Genomic DNA, 25,518 nt, shown 5'->3' on the forward strand with positions numbered 1-25,518 from the left:
GGCGAGCAGGAGACGGACATGAGCAGCGCACTCGAATTCGGCATCGACACCTTCGGAGACGTCACCCCCGGGCCGGACGGGCAGCTCAAGAGCCACGCCCAGGTGATCCGCGACGTCGTCGAGGAGGGCGTCCTCGCAGACCAGGTGGGCCTCGACTTCATCGGGATCGGCGAGCACCACCGTCCCGACTACGCGATCTCCGCCCCCGACACCGTCCTCACTGCGATCGCCGCCAAGACCGAGCAGATCCGCGTCGGTTCTGCCGTGACCGTGCTGTCGAGCGACGACCCCATCCGGGTGTTCCAGCGCTTCGCGACCATCGACGCGATCTCCAACGGGCGCGCCGAGGTCATCCTCGGGCGCGGCTCCTTCATCGAGTCCTTCCCGCTGTTCGGCTACGACCTCCAGCAGTACGAAGAGCTCTTCGAGGAGAAGCTCGACCTGTTCATGAAGGTCCGCGAGCAGAACCCCGTCACGTGGTCGGGTAGCACCCGCCGCTCGCTGACCGACCAGGACGTGTTCCCGCACGTCGAGAACGGTCTGCTGCCCGCCTGGATCGCCGTGGGCGGCAGCCCGCAGAGCGTCATCCGCGCAGCCGGCCACGGCCTGCCGCTCATGCTCGCGATCATCGGCGGCGACCCGCTCGCCTTCAAGCAGTTCACCGACCTCTACCGCCGCGCCCTCCCCGAGCTCGGCCACCCTCAGCTGCCCGTCGGCGTGCACGCACCGGGCCACGTCGCCGAGACCGACGAGCAGGCCTTCGAGGACTCCTGGCCGCTGTTCGGCAAGTACTTCTCGAAGATCGCGATCGAGCGCGGCGGCCGCGCGATGGGCGAGGGCCAGTTCAGGGCGCAGGTCGGGGCTGACGGTGCGTACTTCATCGGGTCCCCCGAGACCGTCGCCAAGAAGATCGTCCGCGTGGTGAAGGGCCTCGACCTCGACCGCTTCGACTTCAAGTACGCCAACGGCCCGATGGAGCACGGCAAGCTCATGAAGAGCCTCGAGCTGTACGGGACGAAGGTCGTGCCGCTGGTGCGGGAGATGCTGGCCTGACGTTTGCAGTGCGATGCGGGTTGGCGCGGAGATTTAACCCCACTTGGTTGTTAGTCGAGAAGGGAGTGCGTGTGGTCCCGCCGCTAGCATCTGTTCATGGCCAAGAACCAAGATCTCGAGCAGCCAGGATTCAGCTTTCCTCAGGTGTTGGACCTGGCGGCGAAGCTGCCTGGAGTGCGGATCGACCGCGAGACGTACCTCCGAGCGGCGCTCAAGCGACACTGCACAGCGGAGCAGATCGATCGGGCGGTGTCTGAGAGTCCTGCGGCTGCAGGTGTCTCTCTGAAGGTCATCACCGAGGTGGCGAACGGATCGATCACGTACGAGACCAGCAAGGTGACGGGGATATCAGCCCTCGCGGGTCTTCCCGGTGGGCTTGCGATGCTCGGAACAGTGCCGGCAGATCTTGTGCAGTACGTCGGTCACATGCTGCGTGTCGCGCAAAAGCTTGCGTACATCTATAGCTGGCCCGATCTTTTCGCCGGTGACGGCGAGGAGATCGACGAGGCTACCGAGGGTATCCTTACGCTCTTCGTGGGCGTGATGGTCGGGGTCCAGGTCGCGCAGGGTGGCGTGTCGAAGGTGGCCACGATGATCGCGGCTCAGGTAGCGAAGAAGCTCCCGCAGCAGGCGCTCACGAAGGGTGCGATCTACCCGATCGTCAAGAAGGTGGCGGGGTATCTCGGCGTGTCGATGACCAAGAAGCTCTTCGCGAGCGGAGTCGCGAAGGCCATCCCGGTCGTCGGTGCGATCCTGTCGGGTGGCCTCACGCTGGGTACCTTCCTCCCGATGTCCAGGAAGCTGCAGAAGCACCTCGCCAGCCTGGAGCTCACGAAGCCCGGACTCCGGAGCGTAGACGGCGAGGTGATCTTTGCCGAGGCCCCAGGGGTGGTTGAGTGGTCATCACCTCGATCCAGTCTTGAGAGTTCGTGACTGAACTCTGGTGGTGACCTACGCGGCCGCAATGACGTTCCGGACTGCGGAGGAGTACGCGGCGAGTCGAGTCGGAGCGTCAGTTCCCTTCGGCCACGGATTGAGCAAGTTGTTCGAGAGATGTCTGGCGAGCGAGGCATCTCCGCCCGGGAGGCGATCCCATGTGCTCCGCAGCTCGGTACGACGATCTGCCGGGAGCAGGCGCAGCGCGTCGTCGACAAGGAGGCGGACGGCCGCGACGTTGGGGTCGGTGTCTGCAGCCACGAGGTGCCCGATCGCGTGAGGCTCCACATACAACCTTTCAGTGACGTTGGGATCGTTCTGATACCAGAACATGGCGCACGCCAGATCGCCGCCGTCCTTGTACTGGTGAAAGGCCGACCGGTCAGCCCACGCCTTCAGCTTGAGAAGCGTGTATCCCGCCACCGAGGGAAGATGGACTACGGTCCCGGACTTCAGGACGACGGGGCGGCTTGAGGCAAGTGCGTCCTGGAACCCGAAGACGCTCATCGTCTCCTGGGCTGTGACCAAGCCGTCCGGCTCCTCCACTCCTGGCCCGAACGGTACGAGATCGACTGCTGCGCCCGCGATCTGGTGTCGAACTTGCCCTGCGCCGGATCGAAGACGGGGGAAGTTGGATCTCAGCTGCTCGAACTGGTCCAGGCCGGCGACGGCAAGCGCGAGATCCAGGTCGTCGGTCCCGCGCAGCTGGAAGGCGTGCCCTTGACCTATATGGAGTGCATCGCGGCATGTCGCACCGACGAGCATGATCGGCGGAAGCGTAGAGCAAACCGAAGCCAGAGCGTCGACGATATCGCCGACGTTGTCAGCGACGAACTTGTCAGCGTGTGCCAAGTTCACGGAGAGCCTCTCTCATCGTCAGGGCGACTTCCCGCTGCCGGGGGTCACGAGAGGACAGCAGGTCCGCGTAGATCAGGAGATCTGGCGCGTTCTTCACGCCTAGTTCGGTGTTTGACGTTCGACGGGGATCTTCCCAGAAGGTCCGCCGCACGGTGATCACCGGCTCTTCGTCTGCTCTCAGCGGGCGCCACCGTGAGCCGATGACGGCCGGAACGCTGATCTTCGGCACGTACATCGTCAAGGTCGTGCCACGGATGCTCGGGGCCGCACTCTCGCCACTGAGGTAGACGGGAATGCCCGACTCGACCCACGCGCTTGGATCGGTCCCGCCAGCGAAGTGGCCGAGAGTCAGATCGCGACCGAGGCCTAGGGGGAATGAGTCGGCCCACCGGTCGAGGAGCTCGTCGTACCTCTCTAGGCGCGTGGCCCCCGGGTATCCATAGCCTTCTTCGCGCAGCGCCTGACCGGTCTGGTTTGCGATCGCAGGGGACACGCCGGCCGCACGGGCAACCGTTCGAACTGGCGCGGTCAGGAGCTCAGGCCATGTAAGGAGACAGAACACGACCTGCGCGCGCCGGGGGCTGAAGAGGTTTTTTGCGCGCGTCGTGCGCGGCGAAGTCTCAGACGGGCGTTGTCCTCGGATGTCTACCCGGAGCCCGGCTGAGCTGATGTAGGCGTTGCCGAGTGCATCGACGTACCAGTCACCGTTGTTGCGGATGGACGCGACCAGGCGTGGCGGGATGCGTGCCCCGATTACCAGCGTGGGCTCGCGTCCGGAGGGGGGGTAGTTCACGCCTGTCACCCACCGCCTCTCTACGGCCCGCCCGTCAACCTCGACACGCGCCATGTCGCCGTTGATCGTCATCTTGATGTCGTGGCGTGCGAGCGCGGCGACGGCTCCTGCGGTCTCGCTATCCATGAACGCTCCTCGTGACTGAGGTGGCAAGCGTAGCGTGTTGTTTGTTCGCAGTAAACGTCTGTTCGCAGTAAACGTGACGGGGGGGAGCGTCGGATGCGGCAAGGAGACAGAGGCGCTGGCCTGACTTGACGAGTGTCGAGATGGAGCCGCGATGACTGACAGGCGCAGCCAGTTCGCGGTAGCGGTCGGGAGCATCTTGAGGCTGCCGACCTTCAACTCTCGGCTGCCCGGTGGATACTTCTTGGTTGAACTATCAACTCAGGGTTGATAGTTCCCTCGTCGGGCTCTTGCGTCTTGAGCATGCACTACTCGCTCCCGTCGAAGTTCCCACCTTCGACGCATCTGCCTGCCCTGGTCCGCTTGAGAGAGCGCCGAGGGCGCGTCACACCTCCCACCGCAACAACCGAGCCCCGTGCCCCTCGATCGTCGCCGGGATCGCGACGCTCCCCGGCGCGACACCGCGCGCTTCGTCGCTCTGCACCGTCACCCAGTGCGTCGCGACGTCCTCGCCCGTCCACAGCTCGCGAACCCGCAGGGCCCCGTCGGCCGGGACCCCCACGTCCCCAGCATCGAGCGCCACGCTGAGCGGCTCCGTCCCGAGATTGAAGGCCGCGACCCAGCCGGACTCACCGGCAACCCCGTCCGCCGTCCACAGCACGAGGTCCCCCTCACGGAATACCTCGCGGGACCCGCCCGCCTCTAGCACCGCGAGCACGTCAGCATTCGTGAACAGCGCGAGAGTCTCCGGGCTCGACGTCGGGAGGTCGCCACCGATCATCAACGGCGACCGGGCGACCACCCAGAGCGTCATGAGCGTGACCCGCTCCGCCTGCGTCAACCGCGAGTCGCGCGGCTCGCCGCGCTCGGCGCGGATGCCGATGTGGCCCAGCGGCAGCATGTCGCCGTCGGGCCAGCCGTGCTCGCTCGCGACCGGTGCCCAGCGGGCGAAGCGCGCGAAGTTCGCCTCGACGTCCTCCCACACGTCCCACAGGTCGTCGCAGATGCGCCACATGGTCGCGTGCTCGCGCAGGTGGTCGAGGCGGGTGAGCGAGAGGTCGCGCCCGGGGGAGAGCGACAGCTCGATGGGCCGGCCGGATCGCTCGATGGCCAGCGACAAGGCCTCGATGTCGGCGGCCTGGTAGGGCCAGAGCATGTCGTCGGCCTTGATGAAGTCGACGCCCCACGAGGCGTAGAGCGCGACGACCGAGTCGTAGTACGCCTGCGCACCTGGGTGGTCGTGGCGCAGGCCGTCCATGTGGGGGTTCCACTCACAGCGGTTGGTCTCGTCGGCGATCTGGTCGGCCGTCACGGGCGCGCTCGCGTCTTCGGCGCTGGTAGGAGCGCCGGTCCCGGCCGGGACGCCAGCAGCCGCGTCGCCAGCACCGGCGACAGGCAGTCGCTCAGCCGTCGCGCGACGCGGGATCCCGCGCATCACGTGGATGCCGAACTTCAGCCCGAGGCCGTGGATCTTGTCGGCGAGAGGCGCAAAACCTGCCCCGCCAGCAGAGCTGGGGAACCGCTCAGGGTCGGGCATCAGCCGCCCGAGGTCGTCGAGGTGCAGCGGCGCGCCCTCGTTGTACCCGTGGGACCGGGCTGTCGGGTCGGACCAGTCGATGTCGACCACCACGGTGTCCCAGCCGAAGGGCAGCAGGTGCTGCGCCATGTGCTCGGCGTTGGCGAGCACCTCGGCCTCCGTGACGGTGGTCCCGTAGCAGTCCCAGCTGTTCCAGCCCAGGGGTGGGCGGGGTGACGGCGTCTTTGCCATGCGTGAGCTCCTCGTGAGGGGTGCGGTCTGTGAACGTTAACAACACCGGTCGGATGTGTCACCCCTCTCGTGGTCGCGGTCCTCGCTCCCACGGGCACGGTGCCCTCCGCGCCCGGCCGACGGTCCCAGGCCCGTCCGGTGAACCGTCTCACCCACACCCAGCGCGCTGCGTCCCACCTGCTCAGCCCTACGATGGTGCGCATGGCAGCGACGATGCGCGATGTTGCGGCGTTGGCCGGGGTGTCCGTCAAGACCGTCTCGCGCGTCGTGAACCTCGAGCCCCACACCCGCCCCGAGGTGGTCCGCCGCGTCCGCGCGGCCATCGCCGAGCTCGAGTGGGTCCCCAACGGCAGCGCCCGCACGCTGCGCACCGGACGGACCGGTGTCATCGGCGTCGGTGTCTCCGAGCTGCGCCGCCCGTACCTGTCGATGATCACCGAGGCCGTGGTCTCCGAGCTCACCCGCCGCGGTCTCCAGGCGACCGTCGAGCCCACGCACGACCAGCCCGACCGCCTCGCCGCTCTGCTCGCCGCCCGAGGGCGGCTCTTCGACGGGCTCGTGCTCATCGGCCCGGCCGCGAGCCACCCCGGGGCCGTCGACCTGAGTGGCCCGCACGCTGGTCAGGGCACCCAGGGCACCCAGGGCACCCAGGGCACCCAGGGCACCCAGGGCACCCAGGGCACCCAGGGCACCCAGGGTCGGACGGTCGACCCGGCCCAACCCGCCGACGCCCTCGCCGCACTCCGGCCGACCGACCCCGTGGTCCTCGTCCAGCACGAGGCGACCGCCGCCCTCGACTCGGTCGACCCGGACCTCGTCGAGGCCGCCTCCCTCGTCGCCCGCCACCTCGTGGTCATGGGGCGCTCGCGGCCCGCCCTCGTCGGGCAGGACCGCACCCGGCAGGGCAACCACGCGATGACCGCCGCCCTCGCCGCGGCCGGCATCGCCCCCGCTGTCGCGCGGGTCGACGGTGTGGTCGGTCGGGCCGATGGTGCCCGCGCGGCCCGCGAGATCTTGGCCCGCGCCCCCGCGACCGACGCGCTGCTGTGCGGGAGCGACGAGCTCGCGCTCGGCGCGCTCTACGCGCTCGTCGAGGCCGGGGTCGCGGTCCCCGACGACGTGGCGATCATCGGTTTTGACAACCTCGACGACGCGACCTTCTCGACCCCCTCGCTCACCACGATCGACCCCGGGGCCGCCCGGCTCGCGCGCGCGGCCGTCGAGCTGCTCGCCGACAGGCTCGCGGGGACCGGCGGGGAGACCGCCAGGCGCGTCATCTCGCCTGTCGAGCTGGTGCGCCGGGAGTCGACGCTCGGGGCGGGCCTGCGATGAGGCGGCCGACCCTCGCCGACGTCGCGGCTGTCGCGGGCGTCTCGGCCAAGAGCGTCTCGAACGTGCTGCTCGAGCGTCCCGGCGTCTCGGCCGCGACGCGTGAGCGTGTCCACCAGGCCGTCGCCGAGGTCGGCTACGTGGTCAACCAGGCAGGCCGCGGGCTGGTCTCCGGGCGCACCGGCCGCGTCGCCGTCGTCGTGCCGATGCTCTACCAGCCGTACTTCGCGGAGATGGCCGAGCGGGCGATCCTCGCGCTCGAGGCGCACGGCCTCTCCACGACGCTGCTCATCGCGGCCGACGCCGAGGCCGAGCGCGCCGCGGTGCTCGGGACCAGCACCCCGGACGTCGACGGGGTCATCATCTGCCCGCACGAGTTCGTCGGGCCGATGATCGAGGGCGTCGAGCTGACCCGGCCCGTGGTCCAGCTGGGCGGTGCGGCCGTCGACAGGCTCGACTGCGTGGTCATGGGTGAGCGTGAGGGTGCCTACCTGGCAGCGCGCCACCTGCTCGAGTCGGGCCGGCGACGTATCGCCCTCGTGTGGAACTCGCCCGACGGCGAGCTGCCGAGCGGCGACAGGTACGACGGATACAGGCAGGCGATCGGGGAGTTCGGCGTCGAGCTGGACCCCTCGCTCTACGCGAGCGGGTCCGACTGGGACCGCCGCACCTCGGGCTATGAGGCGATGGTCGCGCTGCTGCGCTCGGGGGTGCGCTTCGACGCGGCACTGTGCGTCAACGACGCGATCGCTGTCGGCGCCCTGCGCGCGCTGCGCAGCCACGGCCGACGCGTCCCCGACGACGTCGCCGTGACGGGATTCGACGCGACCGACGAGGGCGAGTTCACAGTCCCGTCGCTCACCTCGGTCAGCCCGCGCAAGCCCGAGATGGTCGAGCACGCGGTGTCGATGCTCGTCGAGCGGATCGGCGGGTTGCAAGGCCCTGGACGGCATGTCCGGACCGGGGCGGACCTCGTGGTCCGGGACTCGACGGCGTCGGTCTGACCCAGTCCGCACCCCCGGCGCACCCCCGCTCTCGGCACCCAGGTCGCACCCGCAGCGCCGAGGTCGTACGGACACGCCGACAGCGCCCCGACACGCCGGGCGAACCTGCGCGTTCGTACGACCTCGCGGCCGGGAGGGCGACCTCGGCGTAGGACGTTCAACCTCGCGGTGAGGGGTGGGACGTCAGGACGGGGCGTACGACCTCGCGGTTAGCGGTGCGACCTTGCGGCGGAACGTCACGTCCAGATCTCGTTCTTGTCTCACTGTTGACAACGCTGAACCATCGGGTCCAGACTCCAGTCAGCCACTTCAACGATGAAGGACCTGAACCCGTGACAGCACTCCCTGCTCCCCTCACGTCTGCGCCCCGAGCGGCCGCAGCACCGGCCGTGCCGGTCGCCGAGATCGCCGCGCACCGCCCCCTCGACCTGCGCTCCGTCCGCCTCACCACCGGGACCCTCGCCGACTGGCAGACGCTCAACGCCGCCGCGACCATCCCGCACTGCATCGAGAACCTCGAGACCTCGGGCGTGATCGACAACCTGCGCCGTGTGGTCGGGGAGTCGGGCGCCGAGTACCGGGGCTTCGTCTTCGCCGACTCGGACCTGTACAAGGTGATCGAGGCCGTCGCGTGGGAGATCGCTCGGACCGGCACGACCGAGCACGACGCCTGGCTCGACAGCGTGATCGGCCTCGTGGCCCGTGCGCAGGAGCCCAGCGGCTACGTCATGAGCTGGATCCAGGGCGTGCACCCCGAGAAGAAGTTCGCCGAGCTCGAGTGGACGCACGAGATGTACGTGCTGGGCCACATGGTCCAGGCGGCCGTCGCCCTCGACCGCGCCAACGGCCGGCACGACCTGCTCGACATCGCCCGGGCCTTCGTCGACCTGGTCGACCGCCGCTTCGGTCCCGGCCGGGACGACGGCATCTGCGGACACCCGGAGATCGAGACCGCCCTCGTCGAGCTCTACCGCCACACCGGCGAGCGCCGGTACCTCACGCTCGCCGTGCGGATGATCGACCTGCGCGGAACCGGGTTGCTCAAGGTCGGCGGGCTCGGCGCCCGGTACTTCCAGGACCACGCGCCGGTCCGCGAGGCGACCGACGCCGTCGGCCACGCTGTCCGCCAGCTCTACCTCGACGCCGGTGTCACCGACGCGTACCTGGAGAACGGCGACACCACGCTCCTGGCCGCGATGGACGCCCAGTGGTCGAGCGTGCACGAGCGCAAGATGTACCTCTCCGGCGCCTTCGGCTCCCGGCACCGCGACGAAGCCTTCGGCGACGACTACGAGCTGCCGAGCGAGCGTGCCTACGCCGAGACCTGCGCGACCATCGCCGACCTGCACTGGACGTGGCGCATGCTGCTCGCCGGCGGCGCGGCCGGGACCGCGCGCTACGCGGAGACCATCGAGCGCGAGGTGCACAACGCCCTCGCCGCGTCGATCGACGCGACAGGCACGAAGTTCTTCTACTCCAACCCGCTCCAGCAGCGCCCGGACCGGTTCTCCGAGGAGAACGCCCCGCGCGAGCGCACCCCCTGGTACGCCTGCGCGTGCTGCCCGCCGAACATCGCCCGGACCGTCGCGCAGCTGTCCTCGTACGTCGCCTCGACCACGCCCGCACAGGGCGGCCAGCCCGGCGGCGAGCTGTGGCTGCACCAGATCGCCGCGGCCGAGATCGACCTGCCCGAGCACCTCGGCGACGGCGTGCTGCGCGTCGAGACGACCTACCCGGCAGGGGCGACCGTCGAGATCACCGTGCACGGTCGCGTCGAGCCCGACGCACGCCTCGCCGTCCGCGTGCCGAGCTGGTCGGCGGCGAGCACGCTCGCTGCGCCGGGTGGAGCAGTCGCCGCGAGCGCCGACGGCTACGCGCACGTCGACCTCGTCGAGGGCGCGACGTACACGCTCGAGCTCGACGTCTCGCCTCGGTGGACGCGCGGTCACCACAAGGTGGACGCGATCCGCGGGTGCCTCGCCCTCGAGCGCGGTCCTGTCGTCTACTGCATCGAGCAGGCCAGCCTGCCCGAGGGTGCCGTCGTCGACGACCTCGTGCTCACCGGCGACGCCGCCGTCGAGGCCGGACCGCGCGAGCTGCACGTCACCGTGACCTCGGCTGCGACCGAGAACGACCTCTATCCCTCAGGGGCGGCCGACAGCCAGGCCGCTGACACCACGACCTTCACAGTCCCGGCCATCCCGTTCTCGACCTGGGGCAACGCTGGCCCAGGCGCGATGCGGGTCTGGCTCCCCGTCCGCACCTGATCCGCCCGAGGACCCGGCCGCCCGGCCGGGTCCGTGACCGCACGACCCCCTCTCGTCCCGTCGCACGGCCCGCTCCACCCTCACTGCTCCACACCTGCACTGCTGCACCCCCACCCGCGCCAGCGTCGGCGCGCGTCTCAAGGAGGAGACCCATGTCCCAGCACCGAAGCGCCCGGTCGCGGAAGGCCGCGGTCACCGTGGCGTTCATGGCCACAGCGTCGCTCGTCCTGTCTGCCTGCGGAGGCGGCGGCGACTCCGACGCCGGCGGCGGTGACGGCAACGAGGTGACGATCCTCGTGACCAAGCACCCGCTCACCAAGCCCATGAGCGAGATGGCGTGGGTCAAGGAGCTCGAGGAGAAGGCGGACGTGACGATCCGCTGGGAAGAGGTCTCGGCCGACTGGGACCAGAAGAAGAACCCGCTGCTGGCCGCAGGTGACGTGCCCGACCTCATCATCGGCCCGAACGCGATCACCGACTCCGACCTCGCGACCTTCGGCACGCTCTTCGAGGACCTCGGCGACGACATGGACGCCCTGCCCAACGTGCAGGCGATGTTCGACGAGGTCGACGGCGCCGAGGCGATGGCCACCTCCCTCGAGGGCCCGGTCTACTCGCTGCCCTCGTACAAGCGGTTCTGGCCGCAGGCGATCACGCACCAGTACATCAACCAGCAGTGGCTCGACACGCTCGGTCTCGAGACGCCGACCACCTGGGACGAGCTCTTCGACGTGCTCGTCGCCTTCAAGGAGGGCGACCCCAACGGCAACGGCCAGGCGGACGAGATCCCCCTCGACTTCTCGCCTGTGGGCACCACGGGCTTCGGGTACTTCCAGCCGACCGCGCTGCTCGGCAGCACGGGCATGACCATCTCGGGCGGTGGCGGCTCGGGGATCTTCGTCGAGGACGGCACGGTCGCGAACTTCTTCGTCGACGAGCGCTACAAGGACGTCGTGGCCTTCCTCAACCAGTGCTGGGAGGCCGGGCTCATCAGCGAGGAGGCCTTCACGCAGGACTACTCGACGTACCAGTCGGTCGCGCGTGGCACGGGTGACCAGGCACGGGTCGGGTTCTCGTGGGGCTGGTCCGGCTCGGACCGCTTCGGTCCCGGGGTGTACGAGCAGTACGCGCCGATGGCACCTCTCATGGCCGAGGCCGGCCAGTCGGAGACGCCGTCGTGGTCCTACGACTACGAGAACCTCACGCGCAACCACCTGACGATGTCCGCCCAGGCGGCCAACAAGGACGCCGTGCTGCGCGTCGTCAACGAGCTGTACAGCGAAGACACCTCCATGCAGGAGCTCTTCGGGGACATCGGCCCCAACGTCGAGAAGGTCTCGGACACCGAGTACAAGGTGCTGCCGCCCGCTGACACGAACCTCGACCCGTCGACGTGGAAGTGGACCTCGTCCCTCGCGGACAACGGCGCGTTCTACATCCGCGAAGACGCGACGGTCGAGCTCCCGGCCGACCTCGCCGAGGCCGTCGAGGACGCCGTGCCCCTCCAGCCCGCCTTCGACGCCCTCGACGTCGACGCGAACGTGTGGCCCGGACCGTTCATCAAGATGTCGTCGGAGGACCTCAGCACCATCTCGCTCAACAACACCGCGATCTTCGGTGTGGCGATGCCCAAGTTCGCCGAGTGGATCACCTCGGGCGGTGTCGAAGAGCAGTGGGACGACTACGTGACCCAGCTCGAGGGCCTCGGCGTGACGCAGAACGACGAGCTGCACCAGAAGTACTACGACGACTACATCGCGTCGAAGTAGGAGCCCGTCATGGCACTGACGCTCGACAAGCCCCCGAAGGCAGGGAAGATCACGGTCGTCGGGAAGCCGACCGGGGCTGGCCCGCGGATGAGGCGGCACTTCTCCCGGCAGTGGCAGCTGTGGGTCATGCTCATCCCTGCCATCGGGTTCACGGCGCTGTTCGCCTACGGGCCCATGTACGGGATCCAGCTGGCGTTCCGGGAGTTCGACTTCACCAAAGGTCTGACCGGTGGTGAGTGGGTCGGCCTGAAGTACTTCGTCAAGTTCTTCGAGTCGCCCCAGTTCTGGACGCTCATGCGCAACACCGCGACCATCAGCCTCACCACGCTGGTGTTCGGGTTCATCGCGCCGATCATCCTCGCGATCCTCGTCAACCAGGTGATCAGCCGACGCCGCAAGCGCTTCACGCAGACCGCGACGTACCTGCCGCACTTCATCTCGATCGTCGTGATCGTCGGCATGCTGCAGGTGTTCTTGTCGCCGAGCACGGGGCTCATCACACGGTTCCTCGGGTTCTTCGGCATCGAGGGGGTCAACTTCCTCGGGAGCACCAGCACCTTCGTGCCGGTGTACGTGATCTCCGAGGTGTGGCAGCACTGCGGGTGGAACTCGATCATCTATCTCGCGGCGCTGGCCGGCGTGAACACCCAGCTGTACGAGGCGGCGCGGATCGACGGGGCCAACAGGTTCCAGGTGATCCGGCACATCGACTTCCCGGCGCTCGTGCCGACGATGGTCGTGCTGCTGATCCTCAACATGGGCGGCGTGCTCAACGCGGGCTTCGAGAAGATCTTCCTCATGCAGAACACGCTGAACCTGCCGGTCTCCGAGGTCATCTCGACCTACGTGTACAAGATCGGCATCATCGGCTCGCAGTTCAGCTATTCGACGGCGATCGGGCTGTTCAACACGGCCATCAACTTCGCGTTCCTCGTGATCACCAACCAGATCGCCAAACGCGTCTCCAACACGAGCCTGTGGTGAAGGGAAACTCATGAGCACGCTCACACGGCTCCGGAGCCGCACACCCGGCGACATCGCCTTCACGGTCCTCGTGTCGGTCTCTCTCGTGGTCATCGTCTTCGTGACGCTGTACCCGATCTACTTCGTCATGATCGCCTCGGTCAGCGCACCCGCGCTGGTGCAGGCGGGCGACGTGTCGTTCATCCCCAAGGGCATCAACTGGTTCGGGTACGAGCAGATCCTCAACGACGCCCGCATCTGGAACGGCTACAAGAACACGCTCATCTACACGGTGCTCGGCACGGCCGTGAACATGCTCGTGACGATCCCGGCGGCCTACGCGCTGTCGCGTCGCGACTTCGCAGCACGGCGTCCGCTCATGCTGTTCTTCGCCTTCACGATGTTCTTCAACGGCGGTCTGATCCCCACGTACATGCTGTACAAGGAGATCGGCCTGCTCAACAACATGTGGGTGTTCATCCTGCCGTCGGCCCTCAACGTGTACAACCTCATCATCGCGAGGGCGTTCTACGAGCACTCGCTGCCGGAGGAGCTCTACGAGGCGGCGACCCTCGACGGGGCCAACCACTTCCAGTTCTTCTTCAAGATGGCAATCCCGCTGTCGAAGGCGATCTTGTCGGTCATCATGCTGTACTACATCGTCCAGCACTGGAACGACTTCTTCACGGGTCTGATCTTCATCAGGGACTACGACAAGCAACCCTTGCAGATCGTGCTGCGCGACATCCTCATCTCGAACACCGCCTTCGCCGGCGGTGCGGGTGGGGCCGGCGGCACGGGTGGTGGGTACGGTCAGCAGTTCGCTGACCAGATCAAGTACGGCGTCATCGTGGTCTCCACGCTGCCGGTGATCATCCTCTACCCCTTCTTGCAGAAGTACTTCGAGAAGGGCGTCATGATCGGGTCGGTGAAGGGATGAACCGCGTCCTCGGATGGCACACCCGCATCGGCGACGCCGGTCTGCGGCTCGCGTACCTCCAGCTGCTGTGGATCATCCACACGCTGCTCGGCGCTGTGGTCTTCGGCGCCTACCCGGCCACCGCCGCAGTCTTCGCGGTGCTGCGGCGGGACCGCATGGAGGCCGACGGGTGGGCCGGCGCGGCCGACCGCCCGTCGGTCTGGCGGGAGTTCCACGACGCGTGGCGGGCGGAGCTGGTGAGCGCCAACGTCATCGGCGTGGTGCTCACCGCGGGGTGGGCGGTGGTCGTCTACGACCACCGGCTGCTCCGCGCCGTCGACATGGGTGTCGCCGGGCCCGCGCTCCAGGGCGTGCTGTGGCTGCTCACGCTGCTGCTGCTCGTCATGAGCTCGACGGTCTTCGTGCTGCACGCGCACTTCGCGGAGAGCCCCGGGCGGATCCTGCGGCGCAGCGCTGTGCTGACCATCGCGCGGCCTGTGCTCGCGCTCATGTGCGCGGCTGTGCTCGCCGTCGCGCTCGGGCTGTACTACGTGCTGCCCGGTCTGGGGATCGTGTTCGGGGTCGTCGCCCCGGCCTTCGCGATCGTCGGGTACGTGTGGCAGACGGGTGTGCTGCCGCGGGCGTCGGGTGATCCGGTTCCTCTTCCTCCCTCCCGCGACGATGCGGGTGCGACCACTGATCTCAGCAAGGAGACCTCACGTGTCTGACGCGTTCGTCATCGAATCCGACCGTCTCGTCTGGCGGGGGAGCGGCGAGACCGTCGTGGTCGAACCCTGGGGCGCCGACTCGGTGCGCGTGCGCGCCGCGCTCGGTGGGCCGGTGGTCGACACCGACTGGGCGCTGCTGCCGCAGGAGGCACCGTCCGGGGTGAGCGTCACTGTCGACGGTGACGTCGCGACGCTCACCCACGGTGAGATCCGGGTGGTGGCCACGTCGAGGGAGTATTACGACTGGCAGGCGCAGTACAGCCGGTCGCGGTGCCGGCTCGAGTTCTTCGATTCACGTGGAACCTTGCTCTTCGCCGAGGAGGAAGACGGCGGGGCGCTCAAGCTGCGGGCTCGCGACTACGACGCACTGCCGGGCGGGACGCACCGTGCGCGGGTGTCGTTGGTCGGTGCGCGCGACGAGAAGCTCTACGGCATGGGGCAGTACCAGCAAGACCTGCTCGACCTCAAGGGCTCGACCGTCGAGCTCGCGCACCGCAACTCGCAGGTGTCCGTGCCGTTTGTCATGTCGAGCGCGGGCTACGGCTTCCTCTGGCACAACCCGGCGATCGGCCGCGCGACCTTCGCGACGAACCGCACCGAGTGGGTGGCCGAGTCGACCACCCAGATCGACTACTGGGTGACGGCCGGCGCGACCCCTACCGACATCGCGCGGAACTACGCGAACGCCACCGGGCACGCGCCGATGATGCCCGAGCACGGCCTCGGGTTCTGGCAGTGCAAGCTGCGGTACTCCTCGCAGGAGGAGCTGCTCACGGTCGCGCGCGAGCACCACCGGCGCGGGCTGCCGATGGACGTGATCGTCGCGGACTTCTTCCACTGGCCCACAATGGGCGACTTCAGGTTCGAGGATGAGTTCTGGCCGGACCCGGAGGCGATGGTCGCGGAGCTCGCAGGCATGGGCATCGAGCTCATGGTGTCGGTGTGGCCGCAGGTGTCCCTCGAGTCGGAGAACTTCGCCGAGCTCGACCGCCTGGGGTACCTGGTGCGGTCGAACCGGGGTGTGGACATCCAGATGAGCTTCGAGGGACCGAGCCGGTTCCTCGACGTGACCAACCCTGCCGCGCGCGAGTGGCTGTGGGCGAAGCTGCGCGTCAACTACCCGGGCGTCAAGCTGTTCTGGCTCGACGAGGCGGAACCGGAATACGCCTTCTTCGAGTTCGGCGCGTACTCGTACTACGCCGGGCAGGTGCTCGAGGTGGGGAACGTCTATCCACAGCTGTTCTCACGGGCTGTGTATGACGGGCAGGTCGAGGACGGGCAGTCCGACCCGGTGAACTTGGTCCGCTGCGCGTGGGCTGGGTCGCAGCGGTACGGGGCGCTCGTGTGGTCGGGGGACATCCACTCGTCCTTCCCGTCGATGCGGCGGCAGGTGACTGCTGGTATCCACATGGGTGTCGCGGGGATCCCGTGGTTCACCACGGACATCGGCGGCTTCGGGGGAGGGCGGATCGACGATCCCGCTTTCCACGAGCTGCTCGTGCGGTGGTTCCAGATGGGGACGTTCATGCCCGTGATGCGGCTGCACGGGGACCGGGGGCCGTCGCACGAGGTGTTGGCTGCTGACGGGAGCCGGCGCTGTAACTCTGGCGCGGACAACGAGCTGTGGTCGTACGGGGACGAGGTCTACGGGATCTTGTCGCGGTACGTGCACCTGCGCGAGGAGATGCGGGAGTACACGCGGGGATTGATGGAGGCGGCGCACGTCGATGGGCAGCCGGTCATGCGAGGGCTGTTCCACGACTTCCCGGAGGATGCTGCGGCGTGGGACGTGGCGGACCAGTTCTTGTACGGGCCTTCGTTGCTGGTGGCTCCGGTGCTGGAGGCTGGGGCGCGGACGCGGCGGGTGTACCTGCCGGCGGGGGCGTCGTGGACGTCGCTCGCGACGGGGGAGCGGTTCGACGGTGGGGTGTGGGTCGAGGTTGAGGCTCCGCTCGACGTCATCCCGGTGTTCGCGCGGGACGAGGCGTTCGCGGAGCTGGTCGGTCGGACCGTCGGCTGACGCAAGGTACGAACGGCTGCCCGCTTCGGGGCAGTATGCATGTCGGCCGTGCGGAAGGAGTTTCCGCACGGCCGATACGCTTTGGGTCATCCTCGGACGTTCCTGGTTCTCCGGACTCTTCGCGTGAGCGCGACGACCGCGGTGACGCTCGTTGCCCCCGCAACGAGGATGAGCACGGTTGACCCCCACCCCGGATCACGGGTGACGTGGCGCCCGTCGGAGAGGACCCAGGTGCACGCTGGTCCGTACGGGACGATCGACAGGTGCATCTCCGGAGTCGTGCCCTCGGACGCCTCCCCATGGTCGGCGTAGACCTCGTCAGGTTCCGTGACGTTGTGGCACAGGCTTCCTGACGACGAACCCAGTGCGGGGGTCAGCGGCGCCACGATCGCGATGGTCGTCGCGATCATGCAGAGCAGGGCTGTGACGACGAAGGCCACCATAGGGGCGACGTCTTGGCGGGCCCGGGCCCGATCTTCCGTCCGTGACACCGTTCGGCGCCCCCTCTGCTCGTTGGATGTTCCTCGGGAGGCGACGATGCTTGCCCTGCGGTCCCGCTGTCAGTCAAGGGTGCACTGAGCCCCTGAGCGACTCAGTAGTACGACGGAGCCGCCTCCCCGAAGCTGGCTCGCACGACATCGAGGTGGGGATCGTCGACCAAAGCGCTGATCGCCTCGTCGCTCCCGGCGATCCCGGCCCAGTGCGGGTCCACGTCGCTCGTGAAGCACCAGGCTCGGTCTTCCGGCCAGGCGAACGCAGGGAGAGACCCGCCCGATGAGGACGGCCATGAGTCGATATCGGTCACTCGTCCGCTGAGAAGCGCGAACCGACGATGCTCGAGGGTGACCAGCGGAAGGTCCGGTGGCGCTGAGTAGTCCGGGTCACCGTCCCACCAGCAGAAGTACGCCTGATCGGGGGTCGAGGTGAAGGTCGAGAGCAACTTGATCGCTCGACGTGCCTGCATCTGGTCGCTCATGTGGTCGTCCGGGAGCGTTGCGTCCGCCTCGTCCTGGCCAGGCCTCACCGGGTCGGGGATGTAGCGCAGACGGGCGTAGGAGCTGAAGCCCTCTGGTCCCCACGTCACCAGCAGATCCCACGGGACCGTCGACCGGACGAGCCATCCCGCTGGCGTCAGGTCTGCCTGGAGCTGTAGTCCCATAGGACGAACCTACTGGGTGCACTCTCGGCGCGGAGATGTGTGGTGGCCGGCTTCCCCCGGTGCACGTGGTTCCACCCCGCGTCCCGCGAGGTGGCGGTGAGCCAGCACGCCCGCAGGAACGCGAGCTGGAGGAACATGTCGTAGCCGACCTTCGGTAGCACAGCAGCCGTCAAGAGACGCCCGCTGGGGCCACCGCGCCACACCGTCACGAGCCGTTCGGTGACGATCACCGCGCTGGCGCCCAACCAGAACGGCACCACCTGGAAGGTCCCGGTGACGAGGGTCAGGGCTGTGATCAGCACGAGGCTCATGAGCATGAGCGTGCTGACGGCGAGCATGACCTGCTGCCCGTAGTACCGGGCGGTGACCCGCGTCAGCCCGTAGGCGCGCAGGTTGTCGAGCATGCCCTTGTACCAGCGCACCCGCTGTCGGTGCAGGTCACGGGGCGTCGGCATGAGCTCGGTGGTGCACGACATGCTCAGCGGCGAGGCCAGCTCGTACCCGAGCGTGCGCAGCGCGAGCGTCAGCTCCGAGTCCTCCGTGATCGCCCCAGGGTCGTAGACCGCCCCCGGTGGGCCGGGCAGGGGCACGCCGCGAGCCCGGGCGACAGCGGCGAGGGCTTCCGTCCGGACGAGCGCCGCCGTCCCGGTGAGGACCGCGGTTCGGCGCGTCACGTCGATCTGCACGGCGTAACGCTCGTACTCGTTGTGCTGCAGCTGCTCGAGGACCGACGTCGGCTCCGTGCCCCGGAACACCCCGCCCACAGCGCCGAGGGCAGGGCGCGCGTGGAGCAGCGCCAGACCCTCCTCCACGAAGGTCGGGGCGATCGACGTGTCCGCGTCGAGGACCAGCACGTTCTCCGCCTCGGTCTGCGCGAGCGCCTGGTTCAGCGCTCCAGCCTTGCGGCCCGTGTTCCCCACGGTGCACACGACGTCCGCCCCGAGGGAGCGGGCCACGTCGACCGTCGCATCGGTGCTGTTGTCCGAGACGACGACCACGCGGTCGACCGGACGAGTCTGGGCGCGCAGCGACGCGAGGGTCGCGGGAAGGGCGTCCGCCTCGTCGTGCGCGGGCACGAGCGCGACCACGCGCGGCGTGGTCGCGCCCAGGCCCCGGCTCACGACCGTCCCGCCCAGCGGCGCGCGAGGACGCGCCCCGTCGTGAGGGCCGCGAGACCTGCGACGAGCAACGTCCACGCGCCCACCGCGTAGTACCCGGTCGCCATGGCTCCTGTGGCAGCGAGGAGCGGTGCTGTCTGAGCACTTCCCAGCTGGTACATCGTTCCCACCTCCATCGTGTCGTTCGATGAATCCACCGTGCGGCGGGAGGGGTGGTGCTCAGGGGCGGTGGGGGTGGGGTTGAGCACGTGTGGCGTTGTGGGCGGGGTGGTGGAGCGGAGGATGAGCACTGGGGATGGTGCGGGATAGGCACGACGGTGTGCCACTGAGGTGGGTGGGCTGGGCGCGGACGCGGATGGATCGGTGTTGCAGCATTGCCCTCTGCTCGACCTGACGCTCCGCGTCCACAGGACTGAGTCGTCCTCGAGATGTGAGGACTCCGACCGTCAGCGAGGATGGGAGAAGACCGATCCGCAACGACGCTGAGGAGGACACCATGACGACCAACGCATTCGGTGGACAGGGCGGCTACCCCGTACCCCTGGTCCCTGTGAACCTTAAGGAAGACCAGGACGTCAACCCGCACGCCGACGAGCCGCGGGATGCTTCCGAGGAAGAGGTCAACGAAGAGGCTGCTGTCGCAGAGAACATCGAGTCGGCGGAGAGCGATGCGGCGTTCAAGAATCTGCAGCCTGAGACGGAGCGCGAGTAGCCGCCTTTGTGATGGCTGCTAGAACCGATCCAAGAGGGACATCGACAGGTCTGGGGGAGGGCGGGCCCACGACCCGGCGTCCGACGAGTTACTGGTGCGGTGGTTCCAGATGGGGGCTCTCATGCCGGTGACGCGGCTGCACGGAGACCGGGGGCTGTCGCAAGAGGTGCGTGCGGCTGACGGGTCGCGGCGGCGCAACTCCAGGGCTGACTACAAGCTGTGGAGCTACGCGGACGAGGTCTACGGGATCTTGTCGCGGTGCGTACCCCCGTGCGAGTAGGTGCGGGAGTACATGTGTGGTTTAACGGCGGCTGCGCACGTTGAGGGGCAGCCGGTCACGCGGGGGCTGTTCCTCTTGTATGGGACTTCGTTGCTGGTGGCTCCCGTGCTGGAGGCTGGGGCGAGGTCGCAGAGGGTCCTACCGGCCGGGGCGCTTGGTCTTCGCTGGCTAGGGGGGGAGCGGTCTGACGGTGGGGCGTGGGTCGAAGTCGACGCACCGCTCGATGTCATCCCGGTGTTCGCGCGGGACGAGGAGCTCGCGGAGCCGGTCGGCAAGCTGCAGGGCTGACCGACCTTGCCTGGTCTCGACGTCCGATAGCGGCCCAGGTCAGAGAGGGAGCCTCTAAGACCTCGCAACGACGCTGAGGAGGACCCCATGCCGACCAACGCATTCCGTGGACAGGGCGACTACCTCGTACCGGTCGTGCCCGCCGGCATCAGCGGTGACCTAGGCGCCAAGCCGGACGACGACAAACCTAGTGACGTTGCTGAGGCTGACATCAAGGAAGAAGTGGCTGTCGCGGAGAACATCGAGTCAGCGGAGAGCGGCTCGGCGACGTTGGCTTCCGTTAGATGATTTCACCCTAGTCTCTCGAAAGGGGGTGGAGAGGGGGTACCGAGATCCGATTCGGAAAAACTTGCTAACCTTGCGGGTGATCGGCATCGGTACCAGCTTTGATCGTGCCGATCACCACAAGTCGAATTTTGGGTTAACGTAGACGTCTAAGTTCACGTTCTGGTATTTCCGAAATTGGGGACTCCACTGCCAGCGGGAAACTAAACGGGTAGGTCGATGATCGACGATGACCAGCTTTCATCGATGACCTGGATGGCAGCAAGTCGGTCAGGGAAGTCTTTGTGGCTGCGCATCTCGGAGGTGCGGCCGTATCGAAATTCCCAGTGCCCAGTCGAAGAATAGAGGCAAGCTGCAACTACGTCAAAACGGTCGATCGGGTAGAAGCGGGACGCCGGGTCATTTTTCGAGGAACGGGTTTTCTGAACTTCGACTTTGAAATCGCCATTTGCATTCGTGGTTGGGCTAGCATTCTTGCATTCAATTCGGAGATGGCGGCCATCCGAAAGCTGCACATTGAAATCGTGCATCGCATCGACGTCGAGCCGTTCCACCGAAGCCACATCAGAAAGCTCCCGGAGCTGTTTCTCGAGGTGGTGCTCGGCCACACCGCCTCGGACCGCTACAGAAAGACGGTTTCGCCCGCTGATGATATCGAGAATCTCTTCGCTGGAAAGAGCGAACTGACTTTCGAGGACATGGGTGCTGGGCGGTGCCCCGGTGCCGTCATCTTCAGGGAACGCTCTGGCGGCTGCAAATCGCAATGCTGGGTCCAAGCGGAGCGATGTCGAGCGACGCTCAAGGCGGGCGTAGTCCATTAGTCTATCGGGGGTGAAAGCAACCACCGTCTCCAGGTTTGACGGAGAGCGCGGTGAAGAGCGTTTTGTTCCGGTCTTATTGATGCGCTCCCAGACATGCCATCCTGTGGATCTTGCTTGCTCAATCTCAGCATTCTTAGCGTAGAAGGAGATTCCCATGGGCAAAGGATCCCAAAGATTCGCATCGAGTCCGAGAAAGACGCCAGCCTCGAGATCGATGCCAAGGATCATGCTCACATCGACACCTGCGAGATCACGTCCAACGGGGTGTTCTTGATCCCAGGACGCCTCGGAGCCATAGCGTAGTTGGCCACGGACCTCATCCTTCGGACGGTTTTTCGTCACCGTTCGAGTGATCCTGAAGGGGTACACGAGCATCCCGACGCGCTCGTCCGATCCCAGCTGAACTCCGAGGTACACTGGGGCCCGGTTCGGACCGCTCGCGTACAAGAGCTTGCCTCCCGACTGCCGCACGGCCTCGGCAAGGAACTGATGCAGATCGCCGCGTCCCTGTACCCGATACACCTCCCCGATGTTGCGACCGGCGAGCGATGTCTCCTCCACAGGACTCCTGTCCATCCTCCGTGTCCACAGGTGGCGGGCGGCACGTAGGGCATGTCGGTGGGCGTTGGCAGACTGACTCCGACGATACTAACCAGCAGTCAGCCTGTGGCCCACGCGGCGCCCGGGTGAAATTGAAGATTAAGGTGGCAAATGGGTCAGCAGCTTCCAGTGGTCAGCCTGTTCTCTGGCGCGGGCGGACTCGACCTCGCTGTAGAACGGGCGGACGCTCAACCTTTCGAGCCTAGTGATGCGGGAACGGGGCTACTCAAGGTCTCGGTCGCAACAGACTACAACGAGCCTGCGCTACAGACGTTAAGAGCGAACTTCGCCGAAGTGGCGACTCTCTCCGGAGATATCCGCAAGGTCTCCACGGAGCAGATTCTCGAGACGGCCGGCTTGCGTCCCGCTGATCCGGTCCTGGTAGTCGGAGGACCTCCTTGTACTCCGTTCTCGAAGTCCGGATTCTGGCTCGAGCAGAAGCGCGAGAGTCGAGACCCCAACGCTTCCTTGTTGGACGAGTACGTGCGAGTAGTTCGAGAGTCGCGCCCCGAATCGTTTATTCTCGAGAATGTTCAGGGCCTAACGTACAAGACGCACAAGGAGCAATTCGAGCGCTTGTTGAAAAGCCTCGGAGAGCTTGGCTATAATCCGCAGTGGAAAGTTCTTCTTGCGGCAGATTACGGAGTTCCGCAACTGCGCCGCCGCGTCTTTGTTGTTGGGCGGCGCGACGGGAAGAAGTTTGAATTTCCCGAGCCCACTCATTCTGGCTGGAGCGAGCGGGATCGAAAGATTGACCTAGATAAGATTCCTCACGTCACGGCAGCGAAGGCGTTCACCGATCTTCCCGTGCCTGAGTCCGTGTCTCTAGATGAAATTGTCGACGGACAGTACGGGGAGCTAGCCTCGGAAATTCCTCCCGGCCAGAACTATTTGTGGCACACCGATCGTTATGGTGGAAGAAACCGCTTTGAATGGCGCAGTCGGTACTGGACTTTCTTGCTGCGTTTGGACCCCAGTCGACCCTCAACAACGTTGCAGGCGCAGCCCGGGCCATGGGTCGGCCCCTTCCATTGGGAGAATGTTCGAAACTCGATGGGCGAGGAACGTGCCCGCAGGCTCCGGGTGAACGAGATGCTACGTCTTATGTCTTTCCCGGATGACTTCAAGATCGACGGAGTTCGAGCAGAGGTGCAACGCCAGCTCGGCAACGCGGTGCCGCTTGGCCTCGGAAAAGCGGTTGTACGTGCGCTCATGTTGCAACTGGGGCACATCTCAGACGGGGAGACGTCAGCGGCGACACTCTTCAGCTGAGAATCATGATCCGCAAGGAATGATCTACGAGTCTGTCCGTTACGACTGGGGCTGGGCATGGCGCGCCGACCGTTTAGTCGGGGATGCACCCGGTTTTATTGGTGGCGATGTGGACCAGGTCGCTTGGGCGCTCGTGCCCGTGGCGGGTCGTGCTTGACCTAGAAGCGCGGATTGGGGCACCGGTGGCCTCGTCGACACATGCCGACGATGGGACGTGGTAGCGGACCAAAAATCGGGAGATCGTGCGCGATGGCACGCCCGCGAGGGCCACCTGTCGTGCCGAGACGAAGCGGCGCTGGGCTCGGGCGGCGAGCAGGGCCGTTAACGCATGGGCCTGGTTTTGGCGGGCATCGACCGAGGCGGGCTCGAGCGATCGGCCAGATCGCCCGAGCCCTGGGCGTCGACACGGTGTACCCACCGGTTGGCGCACTGGCGGGAGATCCTGAACTCCCTATCCACGTGAGCCAGAGGCCTCCCGCGATCGAGAACCCGCTGGACGAGCAGCGGCCTGTCGTGAATGGTCATGCGGGCATTGCAGTCAGACACGAAGGCCTCCGGTTTAGGAGAGATGACAGATACCACTACCACTCCCCTGGGGCTTCCCTCTTCAAGTCCTGAGCGTCACCGACGTCATGGCCGAGTGGCATCCAGGGCCGGGTCGGTGACCTACCCCCTTCACCGTCTAGGCGCCCTCGTACTCCACGCACGGGTCAGCTAGGAGAGACCCAGGGCAGAGGCTCGCGACCGGAGCGCTGGCAAGTGTGCACTCATAGCATGCCGTCGGACTTGGCTGCAATAGAGTCCTCGAGTTAGTGAAGAGCAATGGGCTCCTGCTGCGAATCCTGGCCCATCCTCATGCCGATGGTCTCGAATGGCTGTACTGCGTCGTCTGTCCACGCGGAGACCAGGTACGCGTTCCGCGCGTCGAGGTCGGGCCGGATCGCTGTGCGTGCGGTGCGATCGGTCGAGCTTCCGTCGCGCAAACAGAACGTTTCTCATAAAAACCTCAAAGCACCGTTTCATATTACGGCAAACAGGACTTATTCGCGCATTAAGCGGCTTAATCTGGTGCCAGCTCGTCTATTGCGTTCGCGGGACGACTCATCTAGGCTGCTACATGTCGGTTAAGACGCTTAATCGGCTTGGTCCTTCCTTGGAGTCCTCATGGCGACACAGCTTGAACTCAGCGGATACTCGAACGAGAAGAAGATCCTGGCTCAACGCTTCAGGCGGGGGGGCAAGTGGGTCTATACCATCGCCCTACCCCTGAATCTGGTCCCATCGCATCTTCCTGTTCCTGATCCGGACAACAAGTTGCCAGGGAACCGCAGGGTTGAAAGGCGACGTGCAGAAAAGTTCGGAGAATATTGGCGAAAGAAGGATAAGCGTGTTGCGCCACCGCTTCTCCTCGACACAACTTACCCATTGAGTTCTGCCGACAACTTCGAAGTTCTTTATGAGGTGGGGGGCGTTGAGGTGGGTGTGCTGAGGCTCCCCCACAACATGGCCGCGGAGGTTGAGATCCTCGATGGTCAGCACCGCACGCTTGGTTGGGCTATCGCGCTACAGGATATCGCGGACGAGACCAAGCGAGCCCGAACTAGCCTGCTCGGGAGTCGAGAGGCTGGAGATGAAATCGGAATCGCCACGTGGCAGTCAAAGGTAGACGGCTTGGCGATCGAGCAGAAGCGGTTTGAGCAGGAATACGCTTCGCTTGAGATCATGGAGGGCGTTACGGAAGAGGATCACAAGCAGCTCTTTACTGATATTGCGGTCAACGCGCGTGGAATCACGAAGTCCATAACAACTTCTTTTGATCGTCGAAGCAAGCTGAACCGTGTCGCAATGGACGTGGCGGAGTCGATCGATATCCTTGATGGCCGTGTTGACTTCGAAAAAGATCGTGTTACAGGGAAGAATGAGAATTTTATCTCGGCAAGCAATTTGGTTGACATAGTTCGCCACGTGGCAGTCGGGATTGACGGTCGGATGACCGTGGGCCGTGAAAGTCGGATGAAAGATAGTGCCATCGCAGAAATGGTGGAGCTCTTCTTCGCGGCCTTGGTCTCAAGTTTCGACGAGCTGAAAGGTCTCTCCGAGGACGAAGTGGGTCCGGTCGAAATTCGGAGCAGTAGTCTCCTCGGGTCGGTTACGATCCTTCGCGTGCTCTCTGGTGCCTACCACTCTATCGCGGTCGACATCAGCGACGACTCTCACCCATTTGTGACGGAGGTCGGAGACAAGCGTGCGCGTCAGCTATTTGCGGACCTAAACGGCCACATGGGATTCCCGATTGAGCCCGGTTGGTTTGATACTGGGTACTTCGACGACGAGACTTCGAAGGCGCCGTCATCTCGGTCGCAGCACCTCAAGTCGCTAAGCTCAGATATTGCCAATTGGCAGGGGGGGAATTCTCCCTTCTAGCCATTGCTTGTTATCGAGCGTAAGGTCTT

The 25,518-nt window shown here is 66.1% G+C and carries 24 protein-coding genes; 16 read left to right on the forward strand and 8 right to left on the reverse strand.

Annotated features, from left to right (window positions below):
- Positions 1 to 18: 18 nt before the first annotated feature.
- Positions 19 to 1,053, forward strand: a complete 1,035-nt coding sequence (locus SANBI_RS01300) for an LLM class flavin-dependent oxidoreductase (RefSeq protein WP_319158202.1) — start codon at positions 19 to 21, stop codon at positions 1,051 to 1,053.
- A 96-nt stretch (positions 1,054 to 1,149) separates the two neighbouring features.
- On the forward strand, positions 1,150 to 1,986 hold the full coding sequence (locus SANBI_RS01305) for a hypothetical protein (protein ID WP_319158204.1): 837 nt from the start codon (positions 1,150 to 1,152) through the stop codon (positions 1,984 to 1,986).
- A gap of 18 nt (positions 1,987 to 2,004) precedes the next feature.
- Here the strand turns inward: SANBI_RS01305 and SANBI_RS01310 are convergent, their stop codons facing one another.
- From SANBI_RS01310 to SANBI_RS01320, 3 genes are all read right to left on the reverse strand, one after another.
- Positions 2,005 to 2,847, reverse strand: a complete 843-nt coding sequence (locus tag SANBI_RS01310) for a hypothetical protein (protein WP_319158206.1) — start codon at positions 2,845 to 2,847, stop codon at positions 2,005 to 2,007.
- Positions 2,828 to 3,766: a type IV toxin-antitoxin system AbiEi family antitoxin gene (locus SANBI_RS01315; RefSeq protein ID WP_319158208.1), complete on the reverse strand. Its 939-nt coding sequence runs from the start codon at positions 3,764 to 3,766 to the stop codon at positions 2,828 to 2,830. The genes SANBI_RS01310 and SANBI_RS01315 overlap by 20 nt, the downstream gene beginning before the upstream one ends.
- A gap of 382 nt (positions 3,767 to 4,148) precedes the next feature.
- Positions 4,149 to 5,531, reverse strand: coding sequence for a glycoside hydrolase family 27 protein (locus SANBI_RS01320; RefSeq protein WP_319158210.1), 1,383 nt, complete (start codon positions 5,529 to 5,531; stop codon positions 4,149 to 4,151).
- A 201-nt stretch (positions 5,532 to 5,732) separates the two neighbouring features.
- On the opposite strand from SANBI_RS01320, the gene SANBI_RS01325 reads away from it, so the two are divergent.
- The 8 genes from SANBI_RS01325 (at position 5,733) to SANBI_RS01360 (ending at position 16,530) form a co-directional block, all read left to right on the forward strand.
- Positions 5,733 to 6,863, forward strand: coding sequence for a LacI family DNA-binding transcriptional regulator (locus SANBI_RS01325; protein ID WP_319158212.1), 1,131 nt, complete (start codon positions 5,733 to 5,735; stop codon positions 6,861 to 6,863).
- Complete coding sequence (locus SANBI_RS01330; RefSeq protein ID WP_319158214.1) at positions 6,860 to 7,864, forward strand: LacI family DNA-binding transcriptional regulator; 1,005 nt, start codon at positions 6,860 to 6,862, stop codon at positions 7,862 to 7,864. Before SANBI_RS01325 ends, SANBI_RS01330 begins: the two co-directional genes overlap by 4 nt.
- 332 nt (positions 7,865 to 8,196) lie before the next feature.
- Positions 8,197 to 10,131, forward strand: coding sequence for a glycoside hydrolase family 127 protein (locus tag SANBI_RS01335; RefSeq protein WP_319158216.1), 1,935 nt, complete (start codon positions 8,197 to 8,199; stop codon positions 10,129 to 10,131).
- 152 nt (positions 10,132 to 10,283) lie between these two features.
- The gene (locus tag SANBI_RS01340; RefSeq protein WP_319158218.1) at positions 10,284 to 11,900 is read left to right on the forward strand and encodes an ABC transporter substrate-binding protein; all 1,617 of its coding nucleotides are present in this window, start codon (positions 10,284 to 10,286) and stop codon (positions 11,898 to 11,900) included.
- Positions 11,901 to 11,909: 9 nt separating this feature from the next.
- Positions 11,910 to 12,884, forward strand: a complete 975-nt coding sequence (locus SANBI_RS01345; protein ID WP_056135347.1) for an ABC transporter permease — start codon at positions 11,910 to 11,912, stop codon at positions 12,882 to 12,884.
- Positions 12,885 to 12,894: 10 nt separating this feature from the next.
- Positions 12,895 to 13,803, forward strand: coding sequence for a carbohydrate ABC transporter permease (locus SANBI_RS01350; protein ID WP_319158221.1), 909 nt, complete (start codon positions 12,895 to 12,897; stop codon positions 13,801 to 13,803).
- Positions 13,800 to 14,510 carry a YesL family protein gene (locus SANBI_RS01355; RefSeq protein ID WP_319158223.1) on the forward strand — a complete coding sequence of 237 codons (711 nt, stop codon included), beginning with the start codon at positions 13,800 to 13,802 and terminating at the stop codon, positions 14,508 to 14,510. The genes SANBI_RS01350 and SANBI_RS01355 overlap by 4 nt, the downstream gene beginning before the upstream one ends.
- Positions 14,503 to 16,530, forward strand: a complete 2,028-nt coding sequence (locus SANBI_RS01360; RefSeq protein WP_319158225.1) for a glycoside hydrolase family 31 protein — start codon at positions 14,503 to 14,505, stop codon at positions 16,528 to 16,530. The genes SANBI_RS01355 and SANBI_RS01360 overlap by 8 nt, the downstream gene beginning before the upstream one ends.
- Positions 16,531 to 17,122: 592 nt before the next feature.
- On the opposite strand, the gene SANBI_RS01365 is transcribed toward SANBI_RS01360, so the two are convergent.
- From SANBI_RS01365 to SANBI_RS01375, 3 genes are read right to left on the reverse strand one after another with little or no spacing between them, the layout of a single operon-like run.
- Positions 17,123 to 17,689, reverse strand: a complete 567-nt coding sequence (locus SANBI_RS01365) for a hypothetical protein (protein WP_319158227.1) — start codon at positions 17,687 to 17,689, stop codon at positions 17,123 to 17,125.
- Entirely contained in the window at positions 17,662 to 18,810 is a 1,149-nt protein-coding gene (locus SANBI_RS01370; RefSeq protein WP_319158229.1) for a glycosyltransferase family 2 protein, read from the reverse strand. The genes SANBI_RS01365 and SANBI_RS01370 overlap by 28 nt, the downstream gene beginning before the upstream one ends.
- Positions 18,807 to 18,968, reverse strand: a complete 162-nt coding sequence (locus tag SANBI_RS01375) for a hypothetical protein (protein ID WP_319158231.1) — start codon at positions 18,966 to 18,968, stop codon at positions 18,807 to 18,809. The genes SANBI_RS01370 and SANBI_RS01375 overlap by 4 nt, the downstream gene beginning before the upstream one ends.
- A 335-nt stretch (positions 18,969 to 19,303) precedes the next feature.
- Between SANBI_RS01375 and SANBI_RS01380 the strand changes: the two genes are divergently transcribed.
- The 4 genes from SANBI_RS01380 to SANBI_RS01385 all read left to right on the forward strand — a co-directional run bounded on the left by SANBI_RS01380 (position 19,304) and on the right by SANBI_RS01385 (position 20,375).
- Positions 19,304 to 19,519, forward strand: a complete 216-nt coding sequence (locus tag SANBI_RS01380; RefSeq protein WP_319158233.1) for a hypothetical protein — start codon at positions 19,304 to 19,306, stop codon at positions 19,517 to 19,519.
- Positions 19,520 to 19,559: 40 nt separating this feature from the next.
- Positions 19,560 to 19,799 carry a TIM-barrel domain-containing protein gene (locus SANBI_RS18790; protein ID WP_408669750.1) on the forward strand — a complete coding sequence of 80 codons (240 nt, stop codon included), beginning with the start codon at positions 19,560 to 19,562 and terminating at the stop codon, positions 19,797 to 19,799.
- Between the two features lie 12 nt (positions 19,800 to 19,811).
- Positions 19,812 to 20,087 carry a hypothetical protein gene (locus SANBI_RS18795; protein WP_408669751.1) on the forward strand — a complete coding sequence of 92 codons (276 nt, stop codon included), beginning with the start codon at positions 19,812 to 19,814 and terminating at the stop codon, positions 20,085 to 20,087.
- Positions 20,088 to 20,174: 87 nt separating this feature from the next.
- Positions 20,175 to 20,375, forward strand: coding sequence for a hypothetical protein (locus tag SANBI_RS01385; protein ID WP_319158235.1), 201 nt, complete (start codon positions 20,175 to 20,177; stop codon positions 20,373 to 20,375).
- Between the two features lie 200 nt (positions 20,376 to 20,575).
- Here the strand turns inward: SANBI_RS01385 and SANBI_RS01390 are convergent, their stop codons facing one another.
- A complete protein-coding gene (locus SANBI_RS01390) occupies positions 20,576 to 21,754 on the reverse strand; it encodes a hypothetical protein (RefSeq protein WP_319158237.1) in 1,179 nt (392 codons plus the stop codon).
- 150 nt (positions 21,755 to 21,904) lie between these two features.
- Between SANBI_RS01390 and SANBI_RS01395 the strand changes: the two genes are divergently transcribed.
- The gene (locus SANBI_RS01395; RefSeq protein WP_319158239.1) at positions 21,905 to 23,065 is read left to right on the forward strand and encodes a DNA cytosine methyltransferase; all 1,161 of its coding nucleotides are present in this window, start codon (positions 21,905 to 21,907) and stop codon (positions 23,063 to 23,065) included.
- Between the two features lie 321 nt (positions 23,066 to 23,386).
- On the opposite strand, the gene SANBI_RS18800 is transcribed toward SANBI_RS01395, so the two are convergent.
- A complete protein-coding gene (locus SANBI_RS18800; protein ID WP_408669729.1) occupies positions 23,387 to 23,590 on the reverse strand; it encodes a helix-turn-helix domain-containing protein in 204 nt (67 codons plus the stop codon).
- A 639-nt stretch (positions 23,591 to 24,229) separates the two neighbouring features.
- Here SANBI_RS18800 and SANBI_RS01400 point away from each other — a divergent pair.
- The gene (locus tag SANBI_RS01400) at positions 24,230 to 25,489 is read left to right on the forward strand and encodes a DNA sulfur modification protein DndB (protein WP_319158241.1); all 1,260 of its coding nucleotides are present in this window, start codon (positions 24,230 to 24,232) and stop codon (positions 25,487 to 25,489) included.
- The last annotated feature ends 29 nt before the right edge of the window (positions 25,490 to 25,518 follow it).

The organism is Sanguibacter biliveldensis (genome assembly GCF_033798665.1).
Taxonomy (GTDB): Bacteria; Actinomycetota; Actinomycetes; order Actinomycetales; family Cellulomonadaceae; genus Sanguibacter; species Sanguibacter inulinus.

Coding starts and splice junctions, on each gene's coding strand:
- SANBI_RS01300 (WP_319158202.1), top strand. CDS start 19: ATGAGCAGCGCACTCGAATTCGGCATCGACACCTTCGGAGACGTCACC.
- SANBI_RS01305 (WP_319158204.1), top strand. CDS start 1,150: ATGGCCAAGAACCAAGATCTCGAGCAGCCAGGATTCAGCTTTCCTCAG.
- SANBI_RS01315 (WP_319158208.1), bottom strand. CDS start 3,766: ATGGATAGCGAGACCGCAGGAGCCGTCGCCGCGCTCGCACGCCACGAC.
- SANBI_RS01320 (WP_319158210.1), bottom strand. CDS start 5,531: ATGGCAAAGACGCCGTCACCCCGCCCACCCCTGGGCTGGAACAGCTGG.
- SANBI_RS01325 (WP_319158212.1), top strand. CDS start 5,733: ATGGCAGCGACGATGCGCGATGTTGCGGCGTTGGCCGGGGTGTCCGTC.
- SANBI_RS01330 (WP_319158214.1), top strand. CDS start 6,860: ATGAGGCGGCCGACCCTCGCCGACGTCGCGGCTGTCGCGGGCGTCTCG.
- SANBI_RS01340 (WP_319158218.1), top strand. CDS start 10,284: ATGTCCCAGCACCGAAGCGCCCGGTCGCGGAAGGCCGCGGTCACCGTG.
- SANBI_RS01345 (WP_056135347.1), top strand. CDS start 11,910: ATGGCACTGACGCTCGACAAGCCCCCGAAGGCAGGGAAGATCACGGTC.
- SANBI_RS01350 (WP_319158221.1), top strand. CDS start 12,895: ATGAGCACGCTCACACGGCTCCGGAGCCGCACACCCGGCGACATCGCC.
- SANBI_RS01355 (WP_319158223.1), top strand. CDS start 13,800: ATGAACCGCGTCCTCGGATGGCACACCCGCATCGGCGACGCCGGTCTG.
- SANBI_RS01365 (WP_319158227.1), bottom strand. CDS start 17,689: ATGGGACTACAGCTCCAGGCAGACCTGACGCCAGCGGGATGGCTCGTC.
- SANBI_RS01375 (WP_319158231.1), bottom strand. CDS start 18,968: ATGTACCAGCTGGGAAGTGCTCAGACAGCACCGCTCCTCGCTGCCACA.
- SANBI_RS01380 (WP_319158233.1), top strand. CDS start 19,304: ATGACGACCAACGCATTCGGTGGACAGGGCGGCTACCCCGTACCCCTG.
- SANBI_RS18795 (WP_408669751.1), top strand. CDS start 19,812: ATGTGTGGTTTAACGGCGGCTGCGCACGTTGAGGGGCAGCCGGTCACG.
- SANBI_RS01385 (WP_319158235.1), top strand. CDS start 20,175: ATGCCGACCAACGCATTCCGTGGACAGGGCGACTACCTCGTACCGGTC.
- SANBI_RS01395 (WP_319158239.1), top strand. CDS start 21,905: ATGGGTCAGCAGCTTCCAGTGGTCAGCCTGTTCTCTGGCGCGGGCGGA.
- SANBI_RS18800 (WP_408669729.1), bottom strand. CDS start 23,590: ATGACCATTCACGACAGGCCGCTGCTCGTCCAGCGGGTTCTCGATCGC.
- SANBI_RS01400 (WP_319158241.1), top strand. CDS start 24,230: ATGGCGACACAGCTTGAACTCAGCGGATACTCGAACGAGAAGAAGATC.